19 protein-coding genes and 2 pseudogenes are annotated in these 23599 nt (G+C 71.7%); 16 read left to right on the top strand and 5 right to left on the bottom strand.

Annotation, left to right across the window (positions count from 1 at the left end; translation table 11 throughout):
- On the top strand, window positions 1-2143 hold a 2143-nt coding region (locus ACS04_RS10890), incomplete at its 5' end, for a hypothetical protein (RefSeq protein WP_209441673.1).
- A 113-nt stretch (window positions 2144-2256) separates the two neighbouring features.
- On the opposite strand, the gene ACS04_RS10885 is transcribed toward ACS04_RS10890, so the two are convergent.
- A complete protein-coding gene (locus ACS04_RS10885) occupies window positions 2257-2436 on the bottom strand; it encodes a hypothetical protein (protein ID WP_245236356.1) in 180 nt (59 codons plus the stop codon).
- Between the two features lie 318 nt (window positions 2437-2754).
- Here ACS04_RS10885 and ACS04_RS10880 point away from each other — a divergent pair, with 318 nt between their 5' ends.
- Entirely contained in the window at window positions 2755-3180 is a 426-nt protein-coding gene (locus ACS04_RS10880; protein WP_048476348.1) for a DUF6003 family protein, read from the top strand.
- 152 nt (window positions 3181-3332) lie between these two features.
- Here ACS04_RS10880 and ACS04_RS10875 read toward each other — a convergent pair whose 3' ends face one another.
- Together ACS04_RS10875 and ACS04_RS10870 are read right to left on the bottom strand one after the other, a co-directional pair.
- Window positions 3333-5270, bottom strand: a complete 1938-nt coding sequence (locus ACS04_RS10875; RefSeq protein WP_048476347.1) for an APC family permease — start codon at window positions 5268-5270, stop codon at window positions 3333-3335.
- Between the two features lie 322 nt (window positions 5271-5592).
- Window positions 5593-6294, bottom strand: a pseudogene (locus ACS04_RS10870) (amino acid permease); the annotation flags it as partial.
- Window positions 6295-6332: 38 nt separating this feature from the next.
- On the opposite strand from ACS04_RS10870, the gene ACS04_RS10865 reads away from it, so the two are divergent.
- The 9 genes and pseudogenes from ACS04_RS10865 (at window position 6333) to ACS04_RS10830 (ending at window position 15278) form a co-directional block, all read left to right on the top strand.
- Window positions 6333-6527 (top strand): hypothetical protein, encoded by a 195-nt coding sequence (locus ACS04_RS10865; RefSeq protein ID WP_048476346.1) that lies wholly within the window; start codon window positions 6333-6335, stop codon window positions 6525-6527.
- Between the two features lie 88 nt (window positions 6528-6615).
- Window positions 6616-6771: a hypothetical protein gene (locus ACS04_RS38620; protein WP_167352581.1), complete on the top strand. Its 156-nt coding sequence runs from the start codon at window positions 6616-6618 to the stop codon at window positions 6769-6771.
- A complete protein-coding gene (gene kdpF, locus ACS04_RS35770; protein ID WP_037860493.1) occupies window positions 6768-6857 on the top strand; it encodes a K(+)-transporting ATPase subunit F in 90 nt (29 codons plus the stop codon). Before ACS04_RS38620 ends, kdpF begins: the two co-directional genes overlap by 4 nt.
- A gap of 6 nt (window positions 6858-6863) precedes the next feature.
- The gene (kdpA, locus tag ACS04_RS10855) at window positions 6864-8528 is read left to right on the top strand and encodes a potassium-transporting ATPase subunit KdpA (RefSeq protein WP_048476345.1); all 1665 of its coding nucleotides are present in this window, start codon (window positions 6864-6866) and stop codon (window positions 8526-8528) included.
- Complete coding sequence (gene kdpB / locus ACS04_RS10850; protein ID WP_048476344.1) at window positions 8525-10630, top strand: potassium-transporting ATPase subunit KdpB; 2106 nt, start codon at window positions 8525-8527, stop codon at window positions 10628-10630. The genes kdpA and kdpB overlap by 4 nt, the downstream gene beginning before the upstream one ends.
- Before the next feature lie 6 nt (window positions 10631-10636).
- Window positions 10637-11314 carry a potassium-transporting ATPase subunit C gene (locus ACS04_RS10845; protein WP_048476343.1) on the top strand — a complete coding sequence of 226 codons (678 nt, stop codon included), beginning with the start codon at window positions 10637-10639 and terminating at the stop codon, window positions 11312-11314.
- A 101-nt stretch (window positions 11315-11415) separates the two neighbouring features.
- Window positions 11416-11553: pseudogene (locus tag ACS04_RS10840) on the top strand (response regulator); the annotation flags it as partial.
- Window positions 11554-11895: 342 nt separating this feature from the next.
- Window positions 11896-13266, top strand: coding sequence for an MFS transporter (locus tag ACS04_RS10835; protein ID WP_048476341.1), 1371 nt, complete (start codon window positions 11896-11898; stop codon window positions 13264-13266).
- Window positions 13267-13298: 32 nt separating this feature from the next.
- Entirely contained in the window at window positions 13299-15278 is a 1980-nt protein-coding gene (locus ACS04_RS10830; protein ID WP_048476340.1) for a helix-turn-helix domain-containing protein, read from the top strand.
- A 180-nt stretch (window positions 15279-15458) separates the two neighbouring features.
- Here the strand turns inward: ACS04_RS10830 and ACS04_RS10825 are convergent, their stop codons facing one another.
- Complete coding sequence (locus ACS04_RS10825; RefSeq protein WP_245236355.1) at window positions 15459-16139, bottom strand: DUF4360 domain-containing protein; 681 nt, start codon at window positions 16137-16139, stop codon at window positions 15459-15461.
- 217 nt (window positions 16140-16356) lie between these two features.
- On the opposite strand from ACS04_RS10825, the gene ACS04_RS10820 reads away from it, so the two are divergent.
- On the top strand, window positions 16357-18309 hold the full coding sequence (locus ACS04_RS10820) for a galactose oxidase early set domain-containing protein (protein WP_078864625.1): 1953 nt from the start codon (window positions 16357-16359) through the stop codon (window positions 18307-18309).
- A gap of 27 nt (window positions 18310-18336) precedes the next feature.
- On the opposite strand, the gene ACS04_RS10815 is transcribed toward ACS04_RS10820, so the two are convergent.
- Window positions 18337-18810: a MarR family winged helix-turn-helix transcriptional regulator gene (locus ACS04_RS10815; protein ID WP_048476357.1), complete on the bottom strand. Its 474-nt coding sequence runs from the start codon at window positions 18808-18810 to the stop codon at window positions 18337-18339.
- A 117-nt stretch (window positions 18811-18927) separates the two neighbouring features.
- On the opposite strand from ACS04_RS10815, the gene ACS04_RS10810 reads away from it, so the two are divergent.
- The 4 genes from ACS04_RS10810 to ACS04_RS10795 all read left to right on the top strand — a co-directional run.
- The gene (locus ACS04_RS10810; RefSeq protein ID WP_048476339.1) at window positions 18928-19845 is read left to right on the top strand and encodes a DMT family transporter; all 918 of its coding nucleotides are present in this window, start codon (window positions 18928-18930) and stop codon (window positions 19843-19845) included.
- A 233-nt stretch (window positions 19846-20078) separates the two neighbouring features.
- The gene (locus ACS04_RS10805; RefSeq protein WP_245236354.1) at window positions 20079-22154 is read left to right on the top strand and encodes an RICIN domain-containing protein; all 2076 of its coding nucleotides are present in this window, start codon (window positions 20079-20081) and stop codon (window positions 22152-22154) included.
- Window positions 22155-22292: 138 nt separating this feature from the next.
- Window positions 22293-22940: a hypothetical protein gene (locus ACS04_RS10800; RefSeq protein ID WP_048476338.1), complete on the top strand. Its 648-nt coding sequence runs from the start codon at window positions 22293-22295 to the stop codon at window positions 22938-22940.
- A gap of 131 nt (window positions 22941-23071) precedes the next feature.
- A partial coding sequence (locus ACS04_RS10795) for a pirin family protein (RefSeq protein WP_167352582.1) occupies window positions 23072-23599 on the top strand: 528 nt, incomplete at its 3' end.

Here is a 23599-nt window from a genome sequence, read left to right as displayed (position 1 = left end):
GCCTCCCCCGCCCCCGCGGCCGGCCCCGCCCGTACCGCCACCGCCGGCGGTGCCCCTGCCCGCCCGGGCGCCGGCGGGGCCGCCCGTACCGGCGCCGCGGATCGCGCCGTACCTCTTCGGGTTCGACCGGGCCGAGGCGCCGGCGCCCGGCTGGCTCACCGAGCTGTACGACGCCTCCGACCTGCGGTTCGCCGGTGCCTACGTCGATGGGCCGCCCGTGGCCGGCCATCCGCCCGGGAGCTTCACGATCTCCGCCAGGAGCCCGGACCGGCACTGGATGGACCGTCTGGACGCGGCATCCGCCGCCGGCTGGGGCACCGTCTTCTTCTACATCGGCTACAGCAGCCCCCACGACACCTCCGCGCACCCGTCCACACACCCGCCCGCGGGCCAGCCGACGCAGGAGCGGGGCCGGCTGCACGCCCAGCACATCAAGACGATCATCGGAACCCGCAATCCGGGCTGGGCCGGCGGTGTGGTCATGATCGACAACGAGAACTCGGCCAGACTCGACCTCGACAGCCGCGCGGAGCAACCGATGCGCGACTACTACCTGGCCCTGTGCGAGGAACTCACACTGCCCGGCCCCGGTGCCGCCCCGCCCATGCGGCCGGGCTTCTACCTCCATTCCCCCGTCGCCGTCCCCCTGCTGCGGATCCGCCCCGACCTCTTCGTGTGGGACGTCGAAATCGATGTCTTCGACGCGGGCACGACGGACACCGTCGTCCCGCCGTTCGACCCCGCGCATCCCACGCGCATCGAAGTGGGCGAGCCCCGCACTTCGGTCACCCTCAGGCCGACCCTGGTGACACCGCCACCGGGCGGAGCCGCCCCCGCCTGGAACGCCTGGCCCGTCGGCCGCCAATTCCGCTTCTACGTCGCCCACATGCCGCAGCGCAGAGCGCCGATCACGCGGGTGCGACGCTCCCTCACCCCGACGACACCGATCGACTTCGACTGCTCCCTGGTCCGCAACCCCGCCTTCCCCGTCGCCGAACCCCGGGTCACCGCCTTCGGGGGCCGTCCCGATCCGCAGGTGGTGCGGGGCACGTTCGCCGAACCCGCCCGCGGCGGCGACACCGGCACCCCTCCCATGATGCTGTTGCACCTGCTCGGCCTCCGCCGGGCCGGCCCGCATCCGCAGAGCACCCCGGCACTGGCGGTCGAACCCGACGCTCCGATCGTCGCCGTACCGCCCGAACGGCCCGCCGTCGTCTTCTCCCAACTCCGCGGCGGTGTACCGGTCGAATGGCGACTGCAGCGCGACGCGTGGGTCCGTACGGTCCTGCCGACCCTCACGGGGATCAGCGCACGGCGGATCCGCGCCCTCGCCGCCGCCGGGCAGTCCGACCGGTCCGTCCACCTGTTCACCGTCTCCTCCGAACAGCGCCTCCACGCGCAGCGACGCACTGCGGACGGCCCCTGGAGCGAACCCGCGCCGATGGCGGGCGACCTGCGGCTGCACCCGTTCGGCTCGCCGGCCGTCGCGGCGCGCGGCCGCACCGTCGAGGTGGTCTTCCTCGATCGCGAGTCGCGCCTCGTGAACGCCTGGTGGTCGCGCGGCGGCGAGTGGCCCGGCAAGGCCCATACCGTCGTCGACAAGGCGGCCCCCCTGCTGCCCGGAGGTGCGCTCGTCGCCCTCGCCCCCACCCGGGACGACCTGCTCGCGCTCGGCATCGGCCGCGACCTTCGGCTGCACCTGGCGGACTACCGGGCCGGCCGGGGCTGGGAACCGCCCCGGCCGCTGGGCCGGCCCGAAGACCGCCTGACCCCGCACGCGCGCTTCGCCGCTCAGGTGGTGACGCCCGAACTCGTCGAGGTGTGCGCGCTCACCCACCGGCTCCAGCCCGTCGTCTACCGGCTGCGCCTCAGCGAGGGCGCGTGGCGGTCGGCCGAACCACGGCCCCTGCCCGCGATCCCTCCGCGGCCGCCCCAGGACCACCGGCCGCCCGCCCGGGAGTCGCCGGTGGAGCCGGCGTACGGCTGGGTGTTCAACCCGTTCGGCGACACGACCCTCGGGCGTACGACGACGGGCCGCAGCTTCGTCGCCTTCTCGGCGTACACGGGAGGCAAGGCGGGAGGGAGGGCGGCAGCCGTGGCCCGGTTCCTCGACGGCGACGAGGAGTGGTGGCTCTACCGCTGACCCACTGGCCCACTGGAAGCCCGGGCACGGGAGGTAGCGCTGCAGCGCGGTGCCCCGCGCCTCCCTCCGGGCCCACACGCGGATCCGTTCCGGCGGCGCGGCCGAGAACGCCGTCAGCGTGACCACAGGTAGCAGAGCAGATAGCCGAACAGTGCCGCCACGCCCAGGTCTGCGCCGGAGGCAGACAGCGGTCCTGGCGCGAGAGCCTCCAGGAGGTCGAGGAGCACGGCAACGCGGATCGCGACGGCCGTGCTCACCGCGGACCGGCGGCGCTCGGAGAGCCAGGAGTGCAACGGCGATGCGTCCTCTCGGACGTTCCGGCGGATCCGGGCGACAACCACTCGGCCAGGCGAAGCGACGGGGTACGGATCGCGATCGTACGAAGGCGGGCCGCCGATGGCCGACACCCGCTGCACGACACACTGACACGGGAGTTCGGCCCGTTGCCGAGGCGGTCCGCGGCTGGTCAGGGGCGGTCCGTGCGCCATTTGGTCCCGCCGGCACGGCAAGCCCCGCCTTCGCCCCGAATGGGTCAGCTTGGCCGCGGAAGGAGAGGGTAGGTGCGGGGCGAACGTGAACGGCAGCTACAGCGTGTCAGGAGAGTGCCCGCGATGACGGACGACGCCTACCTCTTTCTCGCGATGACCTCGGACGGCTGGCAAGGGACGCCGCTGGCCCTCATCGGGGAGCTGGAGTGCCTGGAAACCCCGGCCGTCCGGGCCTGGTTCACGGCCCAGGGCGTGAGCCCCGCGTCCCCGGCCGTCCGCGTGGTTCCCCCGGAGCAGACCGGACTGATCCCGGAGGGGGCCGAGCGGCTCCCGGTCCCGCTGGGCGAGGAGGAGCTGGAACGGGTCCGCCGCGCCACGGCCACGGATCGCGTGGCGGGCATCGAGGAGGAGCTGCTCGCGTTCCGCGACAGCGAGGACAACCGTGACGGCCTGCTGCGCCGGGCCCTCGCCGCCGGTGTACCGGCGCACCGGATCGTCGAACTCTCCGGGGTCGACCCGACCACGCTGTCCTCGGCCTCCCGGGACTGAACCGGCGTCGAACCGGCCTGGAGCGGGAGCGGGCCGGAATCGACGGACGCGAAGCCCATGGGCCCGAACCGGGCGGCGACCAGCGTCTCCCCCGATCGATCCGCGCCACACGTGCCCGCGCACCGACAGGTCCCCGAAGTGCGCGGGGGGGGTCAGCCGGCGTGCACGTGCGGGCGGCGGGCGCGGTCCGGTTCGGCTTCGCGGAGGACCTCTCGGGTGACCGGGGCCACTTCGCCCTGCCCGAAGAGGAAGAAGCGGAAGAAGTTCGCCATCGGGTTGCCCTCGGTCCACTCGAAGTAGATGTGGGGCCGCTGGCCTGTCTCGTCGCGGACGTGGAGCAGGAGGGCGGCCAGCGCGTTGGGGATGCTGGAACTCTCCAGGGTCAGGACGCGGTAGCGGTCGTGCAGGACTTCGCCGCGTACGCGCATGCCGGACTCGAACTCCGAGGCGTCCAGGACCGTGACCTCGACGAACATGACGTCGTCCTCGGCCGGGATGTCGTTGTCCGCGCGGATCTGCGCCTTCTTCTGGCGGTACTCCTCGACGTCGCGGTTGTCGGGCTCGTTGGCGATGAAGCGGATCGTGCGGTTGGCGGTGTCGCGGATGAACCGCTGCGCCATGTCGTCGAACTCGATGTGCGTGACGCGCAGCTCGAAGACGCGGGCCAGGCGCGAGAGGAGGGAGAGCGCCATGATGCCGCCGATGAAGCAGGCGCCGATCTTGACGCCGTCGGGGCGCTCCACGACGTTGATCGCGGTGGTGTAGATGAAGACGGCCGAGGTGATGCCGAAGCCGATGGTCCAGCCGCGCTCCCCGGCCCGCCGGGCGGCGATGGTCACGGCGGCGGCCGCCGAGGTGATCAGGACGAGGACGCCCGTGGCGTAGGCGCCGCCCTGGGCGTCGACGTCCGCGTTGAAGAGCCAGGTCACCAGGAAGGCGACCAGCGTGAAGACGATCACCATCGGGCGCAGGGCGCGGGCCCAGTGCGGGGCCATGCCGTAACGGGGCAGGTAGCGCGGCATCAGGTTGAGCAGGCCGGCCATGGCCGAGGCGCCCGCGAACCACAGGATGCAGATGGTGGAGACGTCGTAGACCGTGCCGAAGGCTGAGCCCAGGTATGCGTGGGCCAGGTAGGCCAGGGCACGGCCGTTGGCCTCACCGCCCGGCTGGAACTGGTCGGCCGGGATGAGCAGGGTGGTGATGAGGCTGGAGCAGATCAGGAAGACGCTCATGATCACGGCTGCCGTGGTCAGCAGCTTCTTGGCTCCCCGGATCCGCCCGGCGGGCTTCTCCTCGGTGTCCGAGGGGTCGCCCTCGACGTGCGGCATGACGGCGACACCGGTCTCGAAACCGGAGAGGCCGAGCGCGAGCTTCGGGAACACCACCAGCGCGATGGCGATCATCATGAAGGGGTTGCCGTGCTCGGCGGTCAGCGCGCTCGTCCAGTCGGTGATGACCTGCGGCTCCGTGAACACGTTCCACAGCCCGACCGTCACCACGACGACGTTCAGGGCGAGGTAGGTTCCCACGAGGACCACGGCGACGCCGATGGCCTCGCTGAACCCCTTGAGGAAGACCCCGCCGAGCAGCGCGATCAGGATCAGGGTGATCAGGACCTCGTGGCCGTGCAGCGTGCTGGTGAGGTGCGGGTTCTCCACCATGTGCGCGGTCGCGTCGGCGGCGGAGAGGGTGATGGTGATGAGGAAGTCGGTCGCCGCGAACCCGAGCAGGGTCAGGACGAAGAGCTTGCCCTTCCAGAAGGAGAGGAGCTTCTCCAGCATGGCGATGGAGCCCTCGCCATGAGGGCTCTCCTCGGCCACTCGCCGGTAGACGGGCAGCGCCCCCAAGAGGGTCAGCAGCACGAGCACGATGGTCGCCAGCGGCGAGAGCAGACCGGCCGCCAGGAAGGCGATGCCGGGCTGGTAGCCGAGGGTGGAGAAGTAGTCGAGGCCGGTCAGGCACATGACCCGCCACCACGGCCGGCCGTGCGGCTGGGCCGCCGCCTCCTTGGCGGCGGGCGAACTGTTCTCGGCGGTCAAGCCTTCCAGCATCCACGCGCGCAGGCGCGAGGAGCGGGCAGGGGTGGCCATCGTCGGGCGCTCCTGTCGTACGGAATGGATTCGGCCATCGGAGTCGACGGCTGGGCCAGCGTACGCAGCGAGAACACAGCCAATACGTCTATAGCCCCGCCTGACGGAATCCTGACGCCCTCTTAACGCCTTTCCTTCCGGTGGCGTAGCGACGCGCTCACGCTCGAAGACGGAACCCGCACGTCCGGTGAGAAGGTCCAGGTCCGTCTGCGGATCGGGAGCGTGGAGGGGCGTCAGTCCGTCGATCACGAGCCCGCCCGAGCCGTACCCGCCAAGGTCGCGTCGCAGCAGGTCGTCCGCGGAGGTGGGCGTGGAACGGACGTCAACGCGCCTCGGCCGTGATGCGGAAGCGCAGCCGGCAGATCACGGCGTCGGTGTCGCGGCGAACCGCCCTCTGCGCCGGTTTCCGCACGTACGCTGACAAGGGGCGGCCGAGTGATCCGGTTTCCGAGGAGAGCTCGACCAGTTCGACGCCCGGCTTCCACAACTCCCAGTCACGCCGCAGGGCTTCGGCCGCATCACGGTCCTCCGGGGACGGATGGGTGACGGTCACGGCCAGGACCTCGTCACCGAGTGAGCGGGCGGCGGTGAGGGCCTGGCTGGTCAGCCGGGACAGACCGGAGACGGGAACCACGACCACGGAGCGGGACCGCCGCGGGGCCCCCGGGATGCGGCCGAGCTCCAGGCGTTCGCCGATCTCGGCGTACGCGCGGTGGATCTTCTCGAAGGCGAGGACGAGCAGCGGCAGCGCGACGACGATCAGCCAGGCGCCTTCGGTGAACTCGGTGGCGGTGACCACGACGGCCGAGACCCCGGTAAGGAGGGCGCCGAAGCCGTTGAGCGCCGCCTTCGCCCGCCGGCCGCGCGGCCGCTCCGCGTACCAGTGCCGGACCATGCCGACCTGGCAGAGGGTGAAGCCGATGAAGACGCCGATGGCGAAGAGCGGGACGAGGGTGTTGGTGTCACCGCCGGAGAAGACGAACAGGAGGGCGGAGACGACCCTGAGGGGCGACCTGCCCCGTCTGGAACACGACGGCGGCGTGGCACGACCGCTCGGGCCGGGTGACGGAGTACGCCGACTGGCCGGACGGCGAGACCGAGCTCCGGGTCGTCGGCGGCGGACACTACTACGGCCGCTTCGTGCTGGATCCGCACCCCGGGCCGCTGCCCCCCGAGCAGGACCGCATCGTGGCCGTCGCGCTGGCCGCGCAGGCCTGCTCCGCCCTGGACACCGCCGGCCTGTCCCACCAGGCCTGACCGGTCCTTTTCAGGCACGTCCCGTCAGGGATGCGTCAAGAGCCCCCGCGCGCCCGTATGGAGGCCGTCAAGGCGTCTCAACGCCGGGGTGAAGACACGGTTATGTCGTCATCGGCCATCTGGCCGGTTCATTTCTTTCCTCTTCACCCAGGAGCTCACGGTGGCCGATCTGGCCTTCGTCGTCATCACGATCGCGGTGTTCGCGCTGGTGGCACTCATCGCCCGGGGGGTGACCAAGCTGTGACCGTCGAAAACGTCGTCGGCCTCGTCGTGGCCGTCTCCCTGCTCGGATACCTCGTCCTCGCCCTCGTGTACCCGGAGAGGTTCTAGCCACCGATGAGTCCCGTTCTCGCTGGTGTGCTCCAGCTCCTCGCACTGATAGCCGCGCTCGCACTGGCCTACCGCCCCCTCGGCGACCACATGGCCCGCGTCTACTCCTCCGAGAAGCACTACAAGCCGGAGAAGTGGATCTACAAGGCCATCGGCGCCAACCCCTCGGCCGAGATGCGCTGGCCCGCCTACCTGCGCGGCGTCCTCGCCTTCTCCGCCGTGAGCGTCCTCTTCCTCTACGCCCTCCAGCGTGCGCAGGGGATCCTGCCCGGCTCGCTCGGCTTCTCCGCGATCGACCCCGACCAGGCCTTCAACACCGCCGCATCCTTCGTCGCGAACACCAACTGGCAGTCGTACTACGGCGAACAGGCCATGGGCCACGTCGTGCAGACCGGCGGCCTCGCGGTGCAGAACTTCGTCTCGGCCGCGGTCGGCATGGCCGTCGCCGTGGCCCTCGTACGGGGCTTCGCCCGCTCCCGCACCGGCGAACTCGGCAACTTCTGGGCCGACCTGGTCCGCGGCACCGTCCGCATCCTGCTGCCCATCGCCGTGATCGGCGCGATCATTCTGGTCGCCTGCGGCGCCATCCAGAACTTCGCCGGGATCCACGAGGTCGGCCAGTTCATGGGCGGCGCCCAGCAGTGGAACGGCGGGGCCGTGGCCTCGCAGGAGGTCATCAAGGAGCTCGGCACCAACGGCGGCGGCTACTTCAACGCCAACTCCGCCCACCCCTTCGAGAACCCCACCCCGTTCTCGAACCTGTTCGAGATCTTCCTGATCCTCGTCATCCCGTTCGCGCTGACCCGCACCTTCGGCCGCATGGTCGGAAGCCTGCGCCAGGGCTACGCGATCCTCGCCACGATGGCCACCATCTGGCTCGGCTTCACCGCCCTGATGATGTGGACGGAGTTCACCCACCACGGCCCGGCCTTCGACGTCGCCGGCGGGGCGATGGAGGGCAAGGAGACCCGCTTCGGGGTCGGCGCGTCCGCGATCTTCTCGGTCGCCACGACGCTCACCTCCACCGGCGCGGTCAACTCCTTCCACTCCTCCTACACCGGTCTCGGCGGCGGCATCCAGCTGCTGGGCATGCAGCTGGGCGAGATCGCCCCCGGTGGTGTCGGCTCCGGTCTCTACGGCATGCTGGTCATGGCGATCATCGCGGTGTTCATCGCCGGCCTGATGGTCGGTCGCACCCCCGAGTACCTGGGCAAGAAGATCGGCACCCGCGAGATCAAGTTCGCGGCCTGCTACATCCTCATCACCCCGGCCCTGGTGCTGTGCTTCACCGCCGCGGCGATGGCGCTGCCCACCCCGCCGCATTCGATGCTGAACTCGGGCGCCCACGGGTTCTCCGAGGTCCTGTACGCCTACACCTCGGGCGCCAACAACAACGGCTCCGCCTTCGCGGGCCTCAACGCCGACACCCAGTGGTACAACTCCACGATCGGCATCGCCATGCTGCTGGGCCGCTTCCTGCCCATGGTGTTCGTCCTGGCGCTGGCCGGCTCCCTCGCCGAGCAGAAGCCCGTCCCCGAGACCGCGGGCACGCTCCGTACCGACAAGCCGCTGTACACCGGCCTGCTCGTCGGCACCATCCTCATCGTCACCGGTCTGACCTACTTCCCCGCCCTCGCGCTGGGGCCGCTCGCCGAAGGGCTCGCATCATGAGCACCGCCACTGGAGCCCGTGCCCCGCACGAGGACCTGCCCACCAGCCGCAAGCCGCCTGCCGGCCGTGTCGGCGGGGGCCTGTTCGACCCCAAGCAGCTGCTGAAGTCCTTCCCCGACGCGGTGAAGAAGCTGGACCCGCGTGTCATGATCAAGTCGCCGGTCATGTTCGTGGTCCTCGTCGGCTCGGTCGTCACGACCGTGCTGGCCGTCAAGGACCCGACGGACTGGTTCGGATGGGCCATCACCGGCTGGCTGTGGCTGACCACGATCTTCGCCAACCTCGCCGAGGCCGTGGCCGAGGGCCGCGGCAAGGCCCAGGCGGACACCCTGCGCAAGGCCAAGACCGACTCCGTCGCCCGCCGCCTGACCACGGACGGCAGGGGCGAGGAGCAGGTCCCGGGCACCGAGCTGAAGATCGGCGACCTGGTGGTCTGCGAGGCCGGCGACATCATCCCCGGCGACGGGGACGTCGTCGAAGGCGTCGCCTCGGTCGACGAGTCCGCGATCACGGGTGAATCCGCCCCGGTGATCCGCGAGTCCGGCGGTGACCGCAGTGCGGTGACCGGCGGTACGAAGGTCCTCTCGGACCGGATCGTCGTCAAGATCACGACGAAGCCCGGCGAGACGTTCATCGACCGCATGATCGCCCTCGTGGAGGGCGCGGCCCGGCAGAAGACGCCGAACGAGATCGCGCTGAACATCCTCCTCGCCTCGCTCACGATCGTCTTCCTCCTCGCCGTCGTCACGCTCCAGCCGTTCGCGATCTACGCGGGCGCCGAGCAGTCCATGATCGTGCTGACCGCCCTGCTGGTCTGCCTCATCCCCACCACCATCGGCGCCCTGCTGTCGGCCATCGGCATCGCCGGCATGGACCGCCTCGTGCAGCGCAACGTCCTGGCCATGTCCGGCCGCGCGGTCGAGGCCGCCGGTGACGTGTCGACGCTGCTGCTCGACAAGACGGGAACCATCACCCTCGGCAACCGCCAGGCCTCGGAGTTCGTACCGGTCAAGGGCACCACCGAGGCCGAACTGGCGGACGCCGCCCAGCTGTCCTCCCTCGCGGACGAGACCCCCGAGGGCCGCTCCATCGTCGTACTGGCGAAGGAGAAGTACGGGCTGCGCGAACGCCGGCAGGGCGAGCTCGCGCACGCCGAGTGGATCGCCTTCACCGCCCAGACCCGGATGTCGGGTGTGGACGTGGACGGCAGGAAGACCCGCAAGGGCGCCGCCGGATCGGTGATCACCTGGGTCAAGGAGCAGGGCGGTCAAGTCTCCAGCGACGCCGACCTGCTCGCCAACCGGATCTCCGAGGCGGGCGGCACCCCGCTGCTGGTGGCCGTCGATGACGGGAAGGGCGCCCGCGTCCTGGGTGTCATCCACCTCAAGGACGTCGTCAAGGAGGGCATGCGCGAGCGGTTCGACGAGCTGCGCCGCATGGGCATCAAGACCGTCATGATCACCGGCGACAACCCGCTGACGGCGAAGGCCATCGCCGCGGAGGCCGGTGTCGACGACTTCCTCGCCGAGGCCACGCCCGAGGACAAGATGGCCCTCATCAAACGGGAGCAGGCGGGCGGCAAGCTGGTCGCGATGACCGGCGACGGCACCAACGACGCGCCCGCCCTGGCCCAGGCCGACGTGGGCGTCGCGATGAACACGGGCACCTCGGCCGCCAAGGAGGCCGGGAACATGGTGGACCTGGACTCCAACCCCACCAAGCTCATCGAGATCGTCGAGATCGGCAAGCAGCTCCTCATCACCCGCGGCGCGCTGACCACGTTCTCCATCGCCAACGACGTCGCGAAGTACTTCGCGATCATCCCGGCCATGTTCGCGGTGGTCTACCCGGGCCTGGACAAGCTCAACATCATGGGCCTGGCCTCCCCGGAGTCCGCGATCCTGTCCGCGGTCGTCTTCAACGCGCTGATCATCATCGCGCTCGTGCCGCTCGCCCTCAAGGGTGTGCGGTACAAGCCGACCAGCGCCGACAAGATGCTCCGCCGCAACCTGGGGCTGTACGGCGTGGGCGGTCTGATCGCCCCGTTCGTCGGCATCAAGCTCATCGACCTCCTCATCTCCCTCATCCCCGGAATCGGCTGATCGGCTATGAACAACTCTGTAGGCAACACGGCGCGGTTGATCGGGGCGGGCCTGCGAGCCCTGCTCGTCCTGACCCTGATCTGCGGGGTCATCTACCCGCTCGCCGTCACCGGCATCGCCCAGGCCCTGTTCAACGACAAGGCCAACGGCTCCGAGATCAAGGACGAGAGCGGCAACGTCGTCGGCTCCTCGCTCATCGGGCAGACGTACGACCTGCCCAAGAAGGACCCGAACGACGCCGAAGAGGCCGCGAGGCCCGACCTGAAGTGGTTCCAGCCCCGCCCCTCCAACGGCCTGGGCGCCAACAGCGTCAACACCCAGTACTCCCTGATCCTCTCCGGCGCCACCAACAAGGCCGCGGACAACCCCGACCTCGTCCAGCTCGTCACCGAAGCCAAGGACGCGGTGATCGCGGACAATTCCACGGCCACGTACGAGGTCAAGGCGCAGGACGTGCCGGCCGACGCCGTCACCTCCTCCGGCTCCGGCCTCGACCCGAACATCTCCCCCCAGTACGCCGAACTCCAGATCCACCGGGTCGCCGAGCGGAACGAGCTCGACGTCAAGCAGGTCGCCGAGCTCGTCGCCGACCACACCACCGGCCGGACTCTCGGCTTCATGGGCGAACCCCGCGTGAACGTCCTCGAGCTCAACGCCGCGCTCAAGGCACTGACCAAGAGCTGATGTTCCCCATCGCACGGACCGGGAGCCGGCAGGGCGCGCCATGCTCGCGCCCTGCCGGCTCCTTACCGTCTTGCTCCCGACGAAGGAAAGGCTGCACACCGATGACCCGGGTGCTGGTGGTGGAGGACGATCCGCAGCTCGTCCGCGCGCTGAAGATCAACCTTCAGGCGCGCAAGTTCGAGGTCGCTGAGGCTCCGGACGGCCGCTCCGCGCTGCGGCCGGCTGTCCGGAAACCGCCCGTCAGGCGGCGGGCTGACCGTGCCACTGCCGTCAGGTCACTCGCTGTTCCGGTCATATGAGCCGGGGTGATCCGACCGACTCCGAGTGGGCCGTGCCGGAGTCACTGCTGCCGGTGAGCGACAACCGGGTGCGGCCGGTGGCGGGACCACCGCCACACGAGCAACGCGACCAACGTTTCGGAGTGGACGGAGGCCGCAGGGGAGCGCCCCGGTGGCGGGGTGGGTCGTGCGCACATGAGGTGGGGCTGAAGTGTGGTGACCCGTCACATGTGCCGTTGACCTGGGCGTTCCTATGGTGTGGCGACACGCACACGTCCCCTCCCCCTTCCGGAAGTGGTACTCATGGCCGCCTCTGTCCCGTCGTCAGCCAGTCCTCGGAACATCAAGAGAATCGTCGCGGCGAGTCTCATCGGGACCACCATCGAGTGGTACGACTTCTTCCTCTACGGCACCGCCGCCGCGCTGGTGTTCAACAAGCTGTTCTTCCCGACCAGTGATCCGCTCACCGGCACGCTGATCGCGTTCATCACCTACGCCATCGGGTTCCTGGCGCGGCCGCTCGGCGGGGTGGTGTTCGGGCACTTCGGGGACAAGGTCGGGCGCAAGAAGCTCCTGGTGCTCAGCCTGCTCATGATGGGCGGAGCCACCTTCGCCATGGGGCTGCTGCCCACGTACGCGAGCATCGGCGTCGGGGCTCCCGTCCTGCTCACCGTCCTGCGGCTGGTGCAGGGCTTCGCCCTCGGCGGGGAGTGGGGCGGGGCCGTGCTGATCGTCTCCGAGCACGGCGGGGCCGAGCACCGGGGGTTCTGGGCGTCCTGGCCGCAGTCCGGTGCGCCGGGCGGGAACCTGCTGGCCACCGGGGTACTGGCCCTGCTTGCCGGGGTGCAGTCCGACGCGGCGTTCCTGGCCTGGGGGTGGCGCGTGCCCTTCCTCCTCTCCGGTGTGCTGGTGATCGTCGGACTGTGGATCCGGCTCTCCGTGTCCGAGTCCCCCGTGTTCCTCGCCGCGCAGGCCGCCCGGCAGGGGCGCGAGGAGGACGCGCCCGTCGTCCAGGTGTTCCGCCGCAGCTGGCGACAGGTGCTGACCGCCGTCGGGACCCGGTTCGGCGAGAACATCTCCTACTACGTGCTGACCTCCTTCCTCCTGGTGTACGTCACCGTCCACTTGGGGCTGGCCAAGAGCACGGCGCTGAACGCCGTCCTCATCGGTTCGGCCGTCCACTTCGTCACCATCCCGGCCTGGGGCGCGCTCTCGGACCGGATCGGGCGGCGGCCGGTGACGCTGATCGGGGCGGCGGGCATGGCCCTGTGGGCGTTCGCGTTCTTCGCCCTGGTCGACTCGAAGTCCTTCGCCGTCATCACCGTCGCCGTCACCGCCGGACTGCTCCTGCACGGCGCCATGTACGGGCCCCAAGCCGCCTTCATCTCCGAGATGTTCGACACCGAGGTCCGCTATTCCGGCGCCTCGATGGGCTCGCAGCTGGCCTCGATCGTCGCCGGAGCCCTGGCTCCGCTCATCGCCGTCGAGCTCCTCAAGGACTACGGCTCCTCCGTCCCCGTCTCCCTCTACCTCTGTGCGGCCGCCGTGGTGACCACCCTCACCGTCGCGTTCGCCCGCGAGACCCGCGGCCGGGACCTCACCCGGGCCGGAGCCGAGCCTGCCTCCGGCCGCCGGGCGGCTCCGCTTCCGGCCGCGGCCGACCACCCCGCCTGAGCCCCGCCCTCCGGTCACGGGAGAATGCCGCCATGACCTCCCCGCGGGAATCCGCTCTGCTCGAACTGCTCGAACTGCTGCGCCGCGGCGCTCCGGTCGAGCAGTTCGAGCGGCCCGCCGCCGACGCCCGCTCCGCGGGGGCGGGCCCCGCCGAGCAGGCCCTCGTGGAGGAGGCCACGCGGGTGGCGCTGGACATCCGCCGTACGCTCGACCAGCACCGGCGGCGCGAGGCGGAGCTCACCGCCCTGTTCGACACCGCCGGCGACCTCGCCGCCCTGCGCGAACTCGACGCGGTGCTGCGGGCCATCGTCCACCGGGCCCGCATGCTGCTGGGCACCGACGTCGCGTACCTGACCCTCAACGACCCCGCCGTCGGCGACACGTTCATGCGCGTCACCGACGGCTCGGTGTCGGCCGCCTTCCAGCAGCTGCGGCTCGGCATGGGCGAGGGGCTCGGCGGACTGGTCGCCCAGAGCGCCCGCCCGTACGCCAGCGCCGACTATCGCACCGACGACCGCTTCCGGCATACGGAGGTCATCGACAACGGGGTCCGCGAGGAGGGCCTGCGCGGCATCCTCGGCGTCCCGCTGCGCGTGGGGACCCGCGTGATCGGGGTGCTGTACGCCGCCGACCGGGCGGTCCGCGACTTCGCGCCCGACGCGGTCGCGCTGCTCTCCTCCCTCGCCGACCACGCCGCCGTGGCCATCGACAGCGCGCGGCTGCTCGAAGAGACCCGTGCCGCCCTCGTGGAACTGGGGGTCGCCACCGAGACCGCCCGCGCGCAGAGCGAGGCGACGCGGCTCGCCGCCGAGACCCACGACCGGCTCACCCGCCTCGTTCTGCGCGGCGGGGACGTGGCCGACGTCGCCCGTGAGGTCGCCGCTCTGCTGCGCGGCAGCCTGGTCGTGCACGACGCGGACGGCGCCGAGCTCACGCGGGTCGGTACGGATCCGGCCGCCCCGCCCGCGGGCCCGCCGGCCCACGCCCTCGCGGCGTCGCGCTCCGGCGGCCGGGCCGTCGCCGTGGACGGCGCGTGGGTCTGCGCGGTCCTCGCCGGGCCGGAGCTCCTGGGCAGCATCACCCTCGGCGGGCGCGGCGACGGCCTGCCCGACACCGAGCGGCGGCTGTTCGAGCGGGCCGGACTGGTCACGGCGCTGCTGCTCCTGCTGCGGCGGTCCATCGCCCACGCCGAGGACCGGGTCCGCGGCGAACTCCTCGGCGACCTGCTGGCTCCGGCGGCCCCCGGGCGCGTCCGCGATACCGGCAGCCGGGCGATCCGGGCCCGCAAGCTGGGGGTCGACCTCGCCCGGCCGCACGCCCTGGTGGTGCTGCACTGCGACCCCGCGCTGCGCTCCCGGCTGGCGGCGGAGGCCGCGCGCCACGCGCGCGCCCGCGACGGGCTGGCCGGCCTGCACGAGGGCCGCATCGTCCTCCTCGCCCCCACGGGCGACCCGGGCCCGCTCGCCCGCTCGCTCGCGGCCGAGCTCGGCCGGGCCCTGGGAGCCCCGGTGACCGCGGGCTCCGCCGGGCCGGCCGCCGGTCCGGAGGACCTGCCCGGCGTGTATGCCGAGGCGCTGCGCTGCCTGGAGGCCCTGCACGCCCTCGGCCACACCGGTGGCGGAGCCGGCCTGCCCGACCTCGGGTTCCTCGGGGTGCTCCTGGGTGACGGGGCGGACGTGGGCGCCTACGTGGACCGGGTGCTGGGGCCGGTGATCGCGTACGACGCCCGGCGCGGGACGGAACTGGTCCGCACCCTGGAGGCGTACTTCGCGCACGGATCCAGTCTGGCCCGTACCAAGGACGCGCTGCATGTGCACGTCAACACGGTGGTGCAGCGCCTGGAGCGGATCCGGCAGATCCTGGGCGAGGACTGGAACACCCCGGCCGGGGCGCTGGAGATCCAGCTCGCCCTGCGGATCCTGCGGGTGTCGGCGGCCGGGCCGCGGGCCGTCTCAGCGCCGGCCTCCTCCGCGTCCGCCATCGGCCCGCGCGGTGAGCGGCCCATGTCCTGAGGGTGAAATCCTCTCCCTGGAGGCGGATTTCGACCGATTCCGGCCTGCTGAAGTGTGCGGGGCGCGTGGCCTGTTCGGGGCCGTGCAGCGGCGGCCGAGGCCGTCGGCGAGGACCGCCGGGCGGCGGGGGCGGGGTCGCCGCCACCGCCGCCCGGGGAGTCAGGGAGCCGTGCGCCGCGTTCAGCGGCGGACCGGGCACTCCTTCCAGGAGAAGTGGTACACGGAGTTGATGCTGCCGTCCGTGGAGTCGACGGTCATGTAGCTCGTCTTGTTCTTGTCGGAGGTCCCGACCTCCGCGCGCAACTCGGTGTTGATGTTGAAGTTGCGCTGTTCGCCGCAGGGGGCGAAGACGAGGGCCTCGATGCCGGTGGTGTCGGTCACCTGCCAGTTGTCGGCGAGCGCGCCGTGGAACTGGTGGGTCCGGTTGGCGGTCTGGCTCATGCCCTGGAAGTAGTAGCTGGCCTTCTGGGTACCGACCGCGCCGGGCTGCAGGTCCGCGAAGCCCCGGTAGTCCACGTGGGAGACCGCGTACGTGTAGCCCTGCGGGACGTGTACGAGGAGGGAGAGCAGGCAGTTCTTGCGGCCTTCGGTGGCGGCGACCCCGCCGCCGGCCGAGGCCAGGTACTCGCTGTAGGTGACGGTGAAGGCCGAGTTGTCGGGGGCGACGGCGACGGCGGCGCTGCCGGGGCGGCAGCCCGAGCCGTTGACGGAGGCGACGTCGACCGCCACCCGGCCCGGGGGCGCGGCGGCCGTGGTGACGGTGGCCCCGGCCGACGGGGAGAGCGTGACGAGGCATCCGGTCACGGCCGCGGCGGCCAGTGCGGCGCGAGTCCTGCGGGTGGTGCGAAGTGGCTTGATCACGTCGCCATGGATAGCCGCCGCGGGCGGCCGTCGGGCCGTGGCGGGTACGCCGTCTCACCCGGTCGGACGGGCCGGTTCACCGGGGAAACGATTCAGCACGCCGCTCTCGACGGCCGAATGGCGTATGCCGCGCACCACCTGCGACCTCGACCGCGTCATTCCGCACCAAAAGTCCCATATTTCATATGCTGGGCATCCCGCCGACGGAGGAGAGCCCATGCCCGGCCCGTCCGGTCCGCCCCGCCTGCCCGGCCCGCCCGCTCCGCCTGGCCAGCCTGCTCCGCCCCGCCCGCCCGGCCCGCTCGTACGGCGATCCGCCGCGCTGCTGTCCGCGTGCGTGAGCGTGGCCGCCGCCCTCGTATCCCTCGCCGCGCCCCCCTCACCCGCTCTCGCGGCGGCCGCCCCCGCCCACGCGTCCCCGCCGGGCCACCACCACGGCGACGGCGCGGCGTTGACGGCCGAGGCCGACCCCGCCGAAGCCGCCGTCATCGGCGAAGAGCACGCCCGGGAACACGCCCGGCGGCGCAGCGCGGTCAAGGGCCCCAAGGATTACCCGCAGTCGAAGCGCACCGCCGGCCTGGCCGCGCTCAAGGCCTCGCAGCAGAAGACCAACGCCCTCTTCGATGCCTCCCGGTTCGGCCGGTTCACGGAGTTCTTCCCCTCCCCCGACTTCGGCGTCCACACCGCGCTGCTGCCCACCGGCAAGGTGCTCCTCTTCTCCTTCGAACGCGTCGAGACCAACCCCACCAAGGAGACCGGGCCCACCGACCGGATCGGCGCGACGAACGCCGGCCGCGCGTTCCTGTGGGACCCGGCCAAGGGCACGGGGGCCCGGGCGTTCAAGAAGGTGGAGCCCCCGACCGTCCTCATGCCCGACGGTACGTACACCCCCCGCCCGGCCCCCTTCTTCTGTGCCGGGCACGCCTTCCTGCCCAACGGCATGGTCGGGGTCTTCGGCGGCAACACCGGCGGCAAGGGCGGCAGCGGCGCCAAGCTGTCCTTCGTGTTCGACCCGTGGACGGAAACCTGGTACCGCAACCAGGACATGGCCGTCGGCCGCTGGTACCCCTCGGTCGTGACCGGGGCGGACGGACGCCAGATCATCATGTCCGGCCAGTCCGAGCGTGGTACGGGCACGCCCACCCCGGTCGTGGAGCGCTTCCCCGCGCTGCGCCATCCCGTGCCCTGGCGGACGTACGACATCCCGGTCGGCCTCGCGGCGGAGCGGCTCCGCGCCGACGCCCCCTTCCGCAACGACTACCCGCACCTCTTCTCGCTGCGCGACGGCATGATCTACGGGCTCGGCCGCGACGCCGACCAGCAGTGGCTGTTCGACCCGGTCAAGGAGACCCGGGCCGATCTGCCGCGGCGGCCCGCCGATTTCAGGGGCTACGGTTCGGCCGTGCCGCTGCCGGCCGGGTTCCGGGGCCCGGACTCCGTGCTCGTACTCGGCGGCGATCCGCACGACCCGAACACCTACCGGCTGTCCGGCGGCGCGTGGACCACCGAGGAGCCGCGCGCCTTCGGCCGTACGCAGGACGACACGCTGATCCTGCCGGACGGCACGCTGCTGACCGTCAACGGGGCTCTGAGCACCCGGGATTACGGGCACGGACCGTTCAATCCGCAGGCCGATCTCTCGTACCGGCAGATCGAACTCCGCGATGCCCGCGGCCATTGGAAGCTCGGACCGTCGCAGCGCCTGCCGCGCGGCTACCACTCCAACGCCCTGGTGCTGCCGGACGGCCGGATGATGGTGACCGGCGACGAGCTCCAGCAGATCGCCAACGACCCGGACATCAAGGACGCGATGGACGGCAGCATCGAGCTCTACGAGCCCGCGTACCTGCACCGGGGCGGCGCCCGGCCCGCCCTGGACCGGGTTCCCGGGGGCGAGTTGGGCTACGGCGCCGGGTTCGAGGTGGGCAGTTCCACGGCGGCCGCGGTCACCCGCGCGGTGCTCCTCGCGCCGACCACCGTCACCCACGCCGTGAACACCAGCCAGCGCCACCTGGAACTCCCGATCACGGGCGTACGCGGCTCCGCGATCGGGCTGCGGACCCCGCCGGGCGCGGCGGACGCCCCGCCCGGGTACTACATGCTGTTCCTGCTCGACGCGAAGGGGGTGCCGAGCACGGCGAAGTGGGTCAAGCTCGGCGGCCGCCGGTAGAGCGTCCGCCGGCGACCCCCCGATGCGTCAGGGCGGGGGTTCGATCCGGGCCAGCCAGGCGGTGAGGAGCGCCTCCAGCTCGGCGGCCTGCTGCGGGGCGAGGCCTTCGAGCAGGCTCCGCTCGTTCTCCATGTGCTCGGCGAACGCCCGGTCGATCAGCTCGCGCCCGGCCGCGGTGAGCGCGACCACGCGCCCCCGGCCGTCGGCGGCCGAGCGCCGGCGTGCGACGAGGCCGTCCCGTTCGAGCCGGTCGATGCGCTTGGTCATCGCGCCCGTCGTGACCATGGTGTGCACCGCCAGCTCGCCGGGGGCCCTCTCGTACGGGGCTCCCGCGCGGCGCAGGGCCGCGAGCACGTCGAACTCCCCCTCGCTCAGACCGTAGCGGCGGTAGACGAGGCAGAGCCGGTCCGTCAGGAGCAGCCCCAGCCGGTGCAGTCGCCCGATCACGCCCTGCGGGGAGACGTCGAGGTCCGGGCGCTCGCGCGCCCACTCGGCCTGGATGCGGGCGACGTGGTCGGCGGGCGCCGCCGGGCTCGTCCCCGCCTGCGTCTCGTGCGGTTCGTACGGTTCGCGCTTCACCCGCCCAGTATAGCTTCCATGGAAGGTATTATAGCTTCCATGGAAGCCAATCTCCGATGGTCGCTGGTCACCGCGGCGGCGCCGATCGCCTGGGGCACGAACTACTACGTCACCCGCGAGTTCCTGCCCGCCGGTCACCCCCTCTACGGCGCGGCCCTGCGGGCACTGCCCGCCGGCCTGCTGCTCCTGGCCGCCTGCCGCAAGCCGCCCCGCGGATCCTGGTGGTGGAAGTCCCTCCTGCTCGGCTTCCTCAACATGAGCGCGTTCTTCGCCCTGGTCTACGTCGCCGCACAGCGGCTGCCGACCAGCGCGGCCTCGACCGTCATGGCCACCGCGCCGCTGGTGATGATGCTGTTCGCCTGGGCGCTGATCGCCGAGCGGCCGGGGCCGCGGCAGCTGGCCGGCGCGGCCCTCGGCGTGGCCGGCGTGTCGCTGATGCTGCTCACCGGAGCCGTCCCGATGGACGCGTTCGGCGTCGCGGCTTCCGTGACCGCGATGGTGATGTCCTCGTTCGGCTATGTCCTGGCCAAGCGGTGGAGCGCGGAGGTGGACGTCCTCGCGTCGACGGCGTGGCAGCTGCTGGGCGGCGGGCTCCTGCTGCTGCCGTTCGCCGTCGCCGCGGAGGGACCACCGCCGACCCTCGACCTTCCCGAGGCGCTCGGATTCGCCTACGTCACGGTCGTCGCGACGGCCCTGTCCTTCGCCGCGTGGTTCACGGGGCTCCGGCGGCTGCCGGCCGCGACGGTCGGATTGCTCGGGCTGCTGAACCCGGTCACGGGCGTGCTGTTGGGCACGGTGATCGCGGGAGAAACACTCACCCTCCGACAGATCTGCGGACTCCGTCTGACCCTGACGGGCATCCTGCTCGGGCGGAAGGGGGGATTCCTCACAGCTCGTAACGGGAGGAATTCGGGACGTAGCGATAACATAAATTCCGGACTGAATTGCCGTCAATAAGGGTTTGGTACATATCTCGATTAGATAACGAGATCCTTTAAATGGCCTGGACCAATAACGCCCTACGCGCGTAACTTGCCGTTTCTGTAAGCAGATTGACGGTTCATCAGATTCAGCCACCAGGTAACGTTCTGATATCTCGGGCCCCATTCCCGTTTGTCCGAATTCTCCACCGCGCCGGTCTGGCAAGCTTCCGCGCACCCACTCCTCCCGACCAAGGATTTGAGGTGCGCATGACCAGACATCGCAGGAAGCAGCGCGAACACCGGCGCAAACCGCGCCGGTTGATACTCCTCACCGCCGCCATGGCCACGGCGGCGGTGATAGCGGGCGGCATTGCCTACTCCGGGCTCGGCGACGACGCCCAGGCAGGGACGCCCGTACTGGCCGAGGCGGCCGCGGACTCCCTCACACCGGCCGCCGCACCGGCCCGCGACGCGGAGCCGGCGCCCATCGTGGGCGAGCCCGCCAACGAGACCGCCAAGGGCATGGTCTTCGACGGCCTCAAGGCCGCGCCGAAGGGCGACCGTTGCGTCGGCGTCTACCGCACGCAGGCCGGGCTGTGCACGCACGGCCCCGACGCCCCGCCCAAGGACGTCGACATCAAGGCCGATGTGGCCCCCGTCGTCAAGACGAAGGCCCCGGCCGCCGACCCGGCGAAGCCCGACTCCGGCGACGCAGCCGCGGCCGAAGGCAGCGGGCGCCCTCAGGACGCGCCCGCCGCCGACGCCGGCTCCGCCAAGTCCGCCCCCGCCGCGGCGCCCTCGCCCGCGGCCGCCGGAGGCAGCAGCCAGGCCGCCGCGGCCGGTCCCCCCGGCCAGACCGTCCAGTGCGACGGCGACGGCAGCACCGGCAACCGCGTCCAGGTCGTGTACGTCCACGGCTCCGACCGCGACCGCTACTCCGAGTACCTCGCCTCGTTCCGCAAGTGGGCGGCCGACGCCGACCTCATCTACTCCACGAGTGCCCAGGAGACCGGCGGCATCCGCCACATCCGCTTCGTGACGGCCGCGGACTGCACGCCGACGGTGCTGAACATCGAGCTCCCGGCCTCCGCGCTCTCCGAGTTCAGCGCGACCAACAACGCGCTCGCCGGCAAGGGCCTCGACCGCCGCGACCGCAAGTACATGATCTTCGCGGACACCCAGGTCTACTGCGGCATCGGCACCTTCGCGGGCGACGAACGGCCCGGCCAGGACAACCAGAGCAACTTCGGCCCCTCCTACGGCCGTACGGACTCCGGCTGCTGGGGCGGCCACACCGCCGCGCACGAACTCGGCCACAACCTCGGCGCGGTCAACAACAGCGCCCCCAACACCAGCCGCGGCGCCCACTGCACGGACGAGTACGACGTCATGTGCTACTCGGACACCCCGTACTACCCGCAGATGCGCAACGTGTGCACCAACCAGGCCGCCGAGAACATCCTGGACTGCAACCACGACGACTACTTCCACACCAACCCCAAGGCGGGCAGCTACCTCGCCACGCACTGGAACATCGCGAACAACCAGTTCCTGATGAAGGCCAACGGCGGCGGCACCAACCCCGACCCGGGCCCCAAGCCCACGCCGAGCCCCACGAACAAGCCCACCCCCACCCCGACCAAGAAGCCCACGGGCGGCCCGAAGGCCACGGCGGCCCAGATCCAGTCGAACTCCGTCGTGGTGAGCTGGCCGAAGGTCGACGGGGCCGCGTGGTACCAGGTCCTGCTGAACGGCAAGCACCTGACCTGGGTCCAGTCGCAGGCCCTGCGCATCTACAACCTCAAGCCCGGTACGGAGTACAAGGTCGCCGTCTCGGTCCGCGACTCCTCCGGCCGTGACAGCGGAGCCGGCCCCACCACGGTCTTCCGTACGACGGGTGCGGGCGGGGGCACCACCACCCCCGGTGCCCGCTACACGCTCGGCAACGGCAGCACCGGCATGAACGCCGAACTGTGGGGCGGCCGCAGCGCCGACGGCACCGTCCTCGTCGGCAGCCGCGCCAACGGCTATGCCCAGCAGCAGTGGCTCTTCGAGGACGCGGGCAGCGGGCTCGTCCGCATCAAGTCCGCCGTCTCCGGCAAGTGCCTGCAGGCGGGCGGCGCTCCGGCCGCCGGCATGTGGATCGCGCAGCAGCCCTGCGGCGGCAACTCCGCGCAGCAGTGGAAGCTGGCCGCCCGCGGCGGCGGTGTGACCGTCACCGACGCGAGCGGCGGCTACGCCCTGACCGTCAGCAGCCGCCCGTACTACGGCGCCTGGCTGCTCGACCTCCAGCGCACGGACGGCCGCGCCTCCCAGGTGTGGACGGTCCAGAAGGCCGGCTGACCTTCGGATCCGATCCCGCCCGCCCGCCGGTGGACGGCCGCCTCCGCGCGGCCGTCCACCGGCCCCCTCGTCTCCCGCGCCGCGGCTCATCCCCGCGGCGCAGCACCTCGCATCCCACCGCACCAGGAGCACCCCACGATGCGTACACGTCCCGCTTTCCCGGTCCGCAGCGGACTCGGCTTCCTGTTCCTGTTCCTCGTCCAGGCCCTGGCCGTGGCCCTCCCCATCGAAGCCCACGCCCACGGCGACACCGTCAAGGTCGTGATCAGCGGGCAGCGCGAAGGCCATGTCACCACCGAGATCACCTGGGAGAACGACGGGGACGCCATCGAAGAGGCGGTCGCCGCGACGGTGAACTCGGTCAGCCCCGACGGCTCCCGCACGATGGGTCCCTGGCGGCTGGTGCGTGACCCCGGGTCGCGTACCGGTTGGAGCACCGCCGAGGTGCTGCCGCCCGGTACGTGGAAGGTGAGCGTCGACGTGGGCTTCCCGTCACTGGGGCACGGCGAGAAGGAGATCGCCGTCCCGGTGGTCGACCCGGCGCCGTCCGCGGCCACGCCGAGCGCGGCCGCACCGTCCCCCTCCGCCCCGCCCGCCCCCTCCGGCGCGTCCGCCGGACCGGTGTCCTCGGCTTCCGCGCCCCCGGCTCCGGCTGCGGACCCGGCCGGGGAGAGCGAGGGCAGCGACCGTACCGTCTGGTGGACCACGGCGGGCGTGGCCGTGATCGCCCTGGCCGGCGCCGCCGCCGGCGTACTGTTGCGCCGCTCGCGGGCCCGCAGGCGCTGACGCCGCAGGCGGCGGGGAGGAGCGGTGACGCGGGGGGGGCGGGCGACGCGGTGGCTGAAGCCCGCGGTACGACCTGACAGCCGAACCGGGCCGCGTTGACAGGGGAATTCGCGGTGCCGTTCATTCGGCGCATGCACCTCACCACCGCCGCCTCCGCCGTACGCTCCACCCTCCGCGTCGTCCGCCCCTTCCACACCTTCGAGGGCGAGGGTATCCCCGTACGCCGCCCCTTCCCGCAGCCGGAACTGCCTTTGTTGGACCCGTTCCTGATGGTGGGACAGGTCGGCCCGCACGTGCTCGGCCCGGGTGAGGCCAAGGGCACCCCGCCGCATCCGCACCGCGGGTTCGAGGCCATCCAGTACGTCATCGAAGGCTCCGTGGAGGACATCGACTCGGCGGGGCGCGAGCGGGTCCTGCGCCCCGGCGAGGTGCGGTGGCTCACGGCCGGGTCGGGCCTGGTCCACCTCGCCCGTCCCACCCCCGAACTGCTGGCCGGCGGCGGCCCGCAGCACCTGCTCCAGATCTGGTTGAACCTGCCGGCCCGGCTCAAATCGACGCCGCCGCGCGTTCGGTACGGGCGCGCTCCCGGCGACATCCCCCGGGTCGTCACCGAGGACGGCGGCGCCGAACTCACCGTGATCGCCGGCAGCACCCACGGG

Source organism: Streptomyces roseus (assembly GCF_001044425.1).
Lineage (GTDB): Bacteria > Actinomycetota > Actinomycetes > Streptomycetales > Streptomycetaceae > Streptomyces > Streptomyces roseus.
Note: the sequence above shows the minus strand (reverse complement) of the source record. Positions and strands in the feature narration are given on the sequence as shown.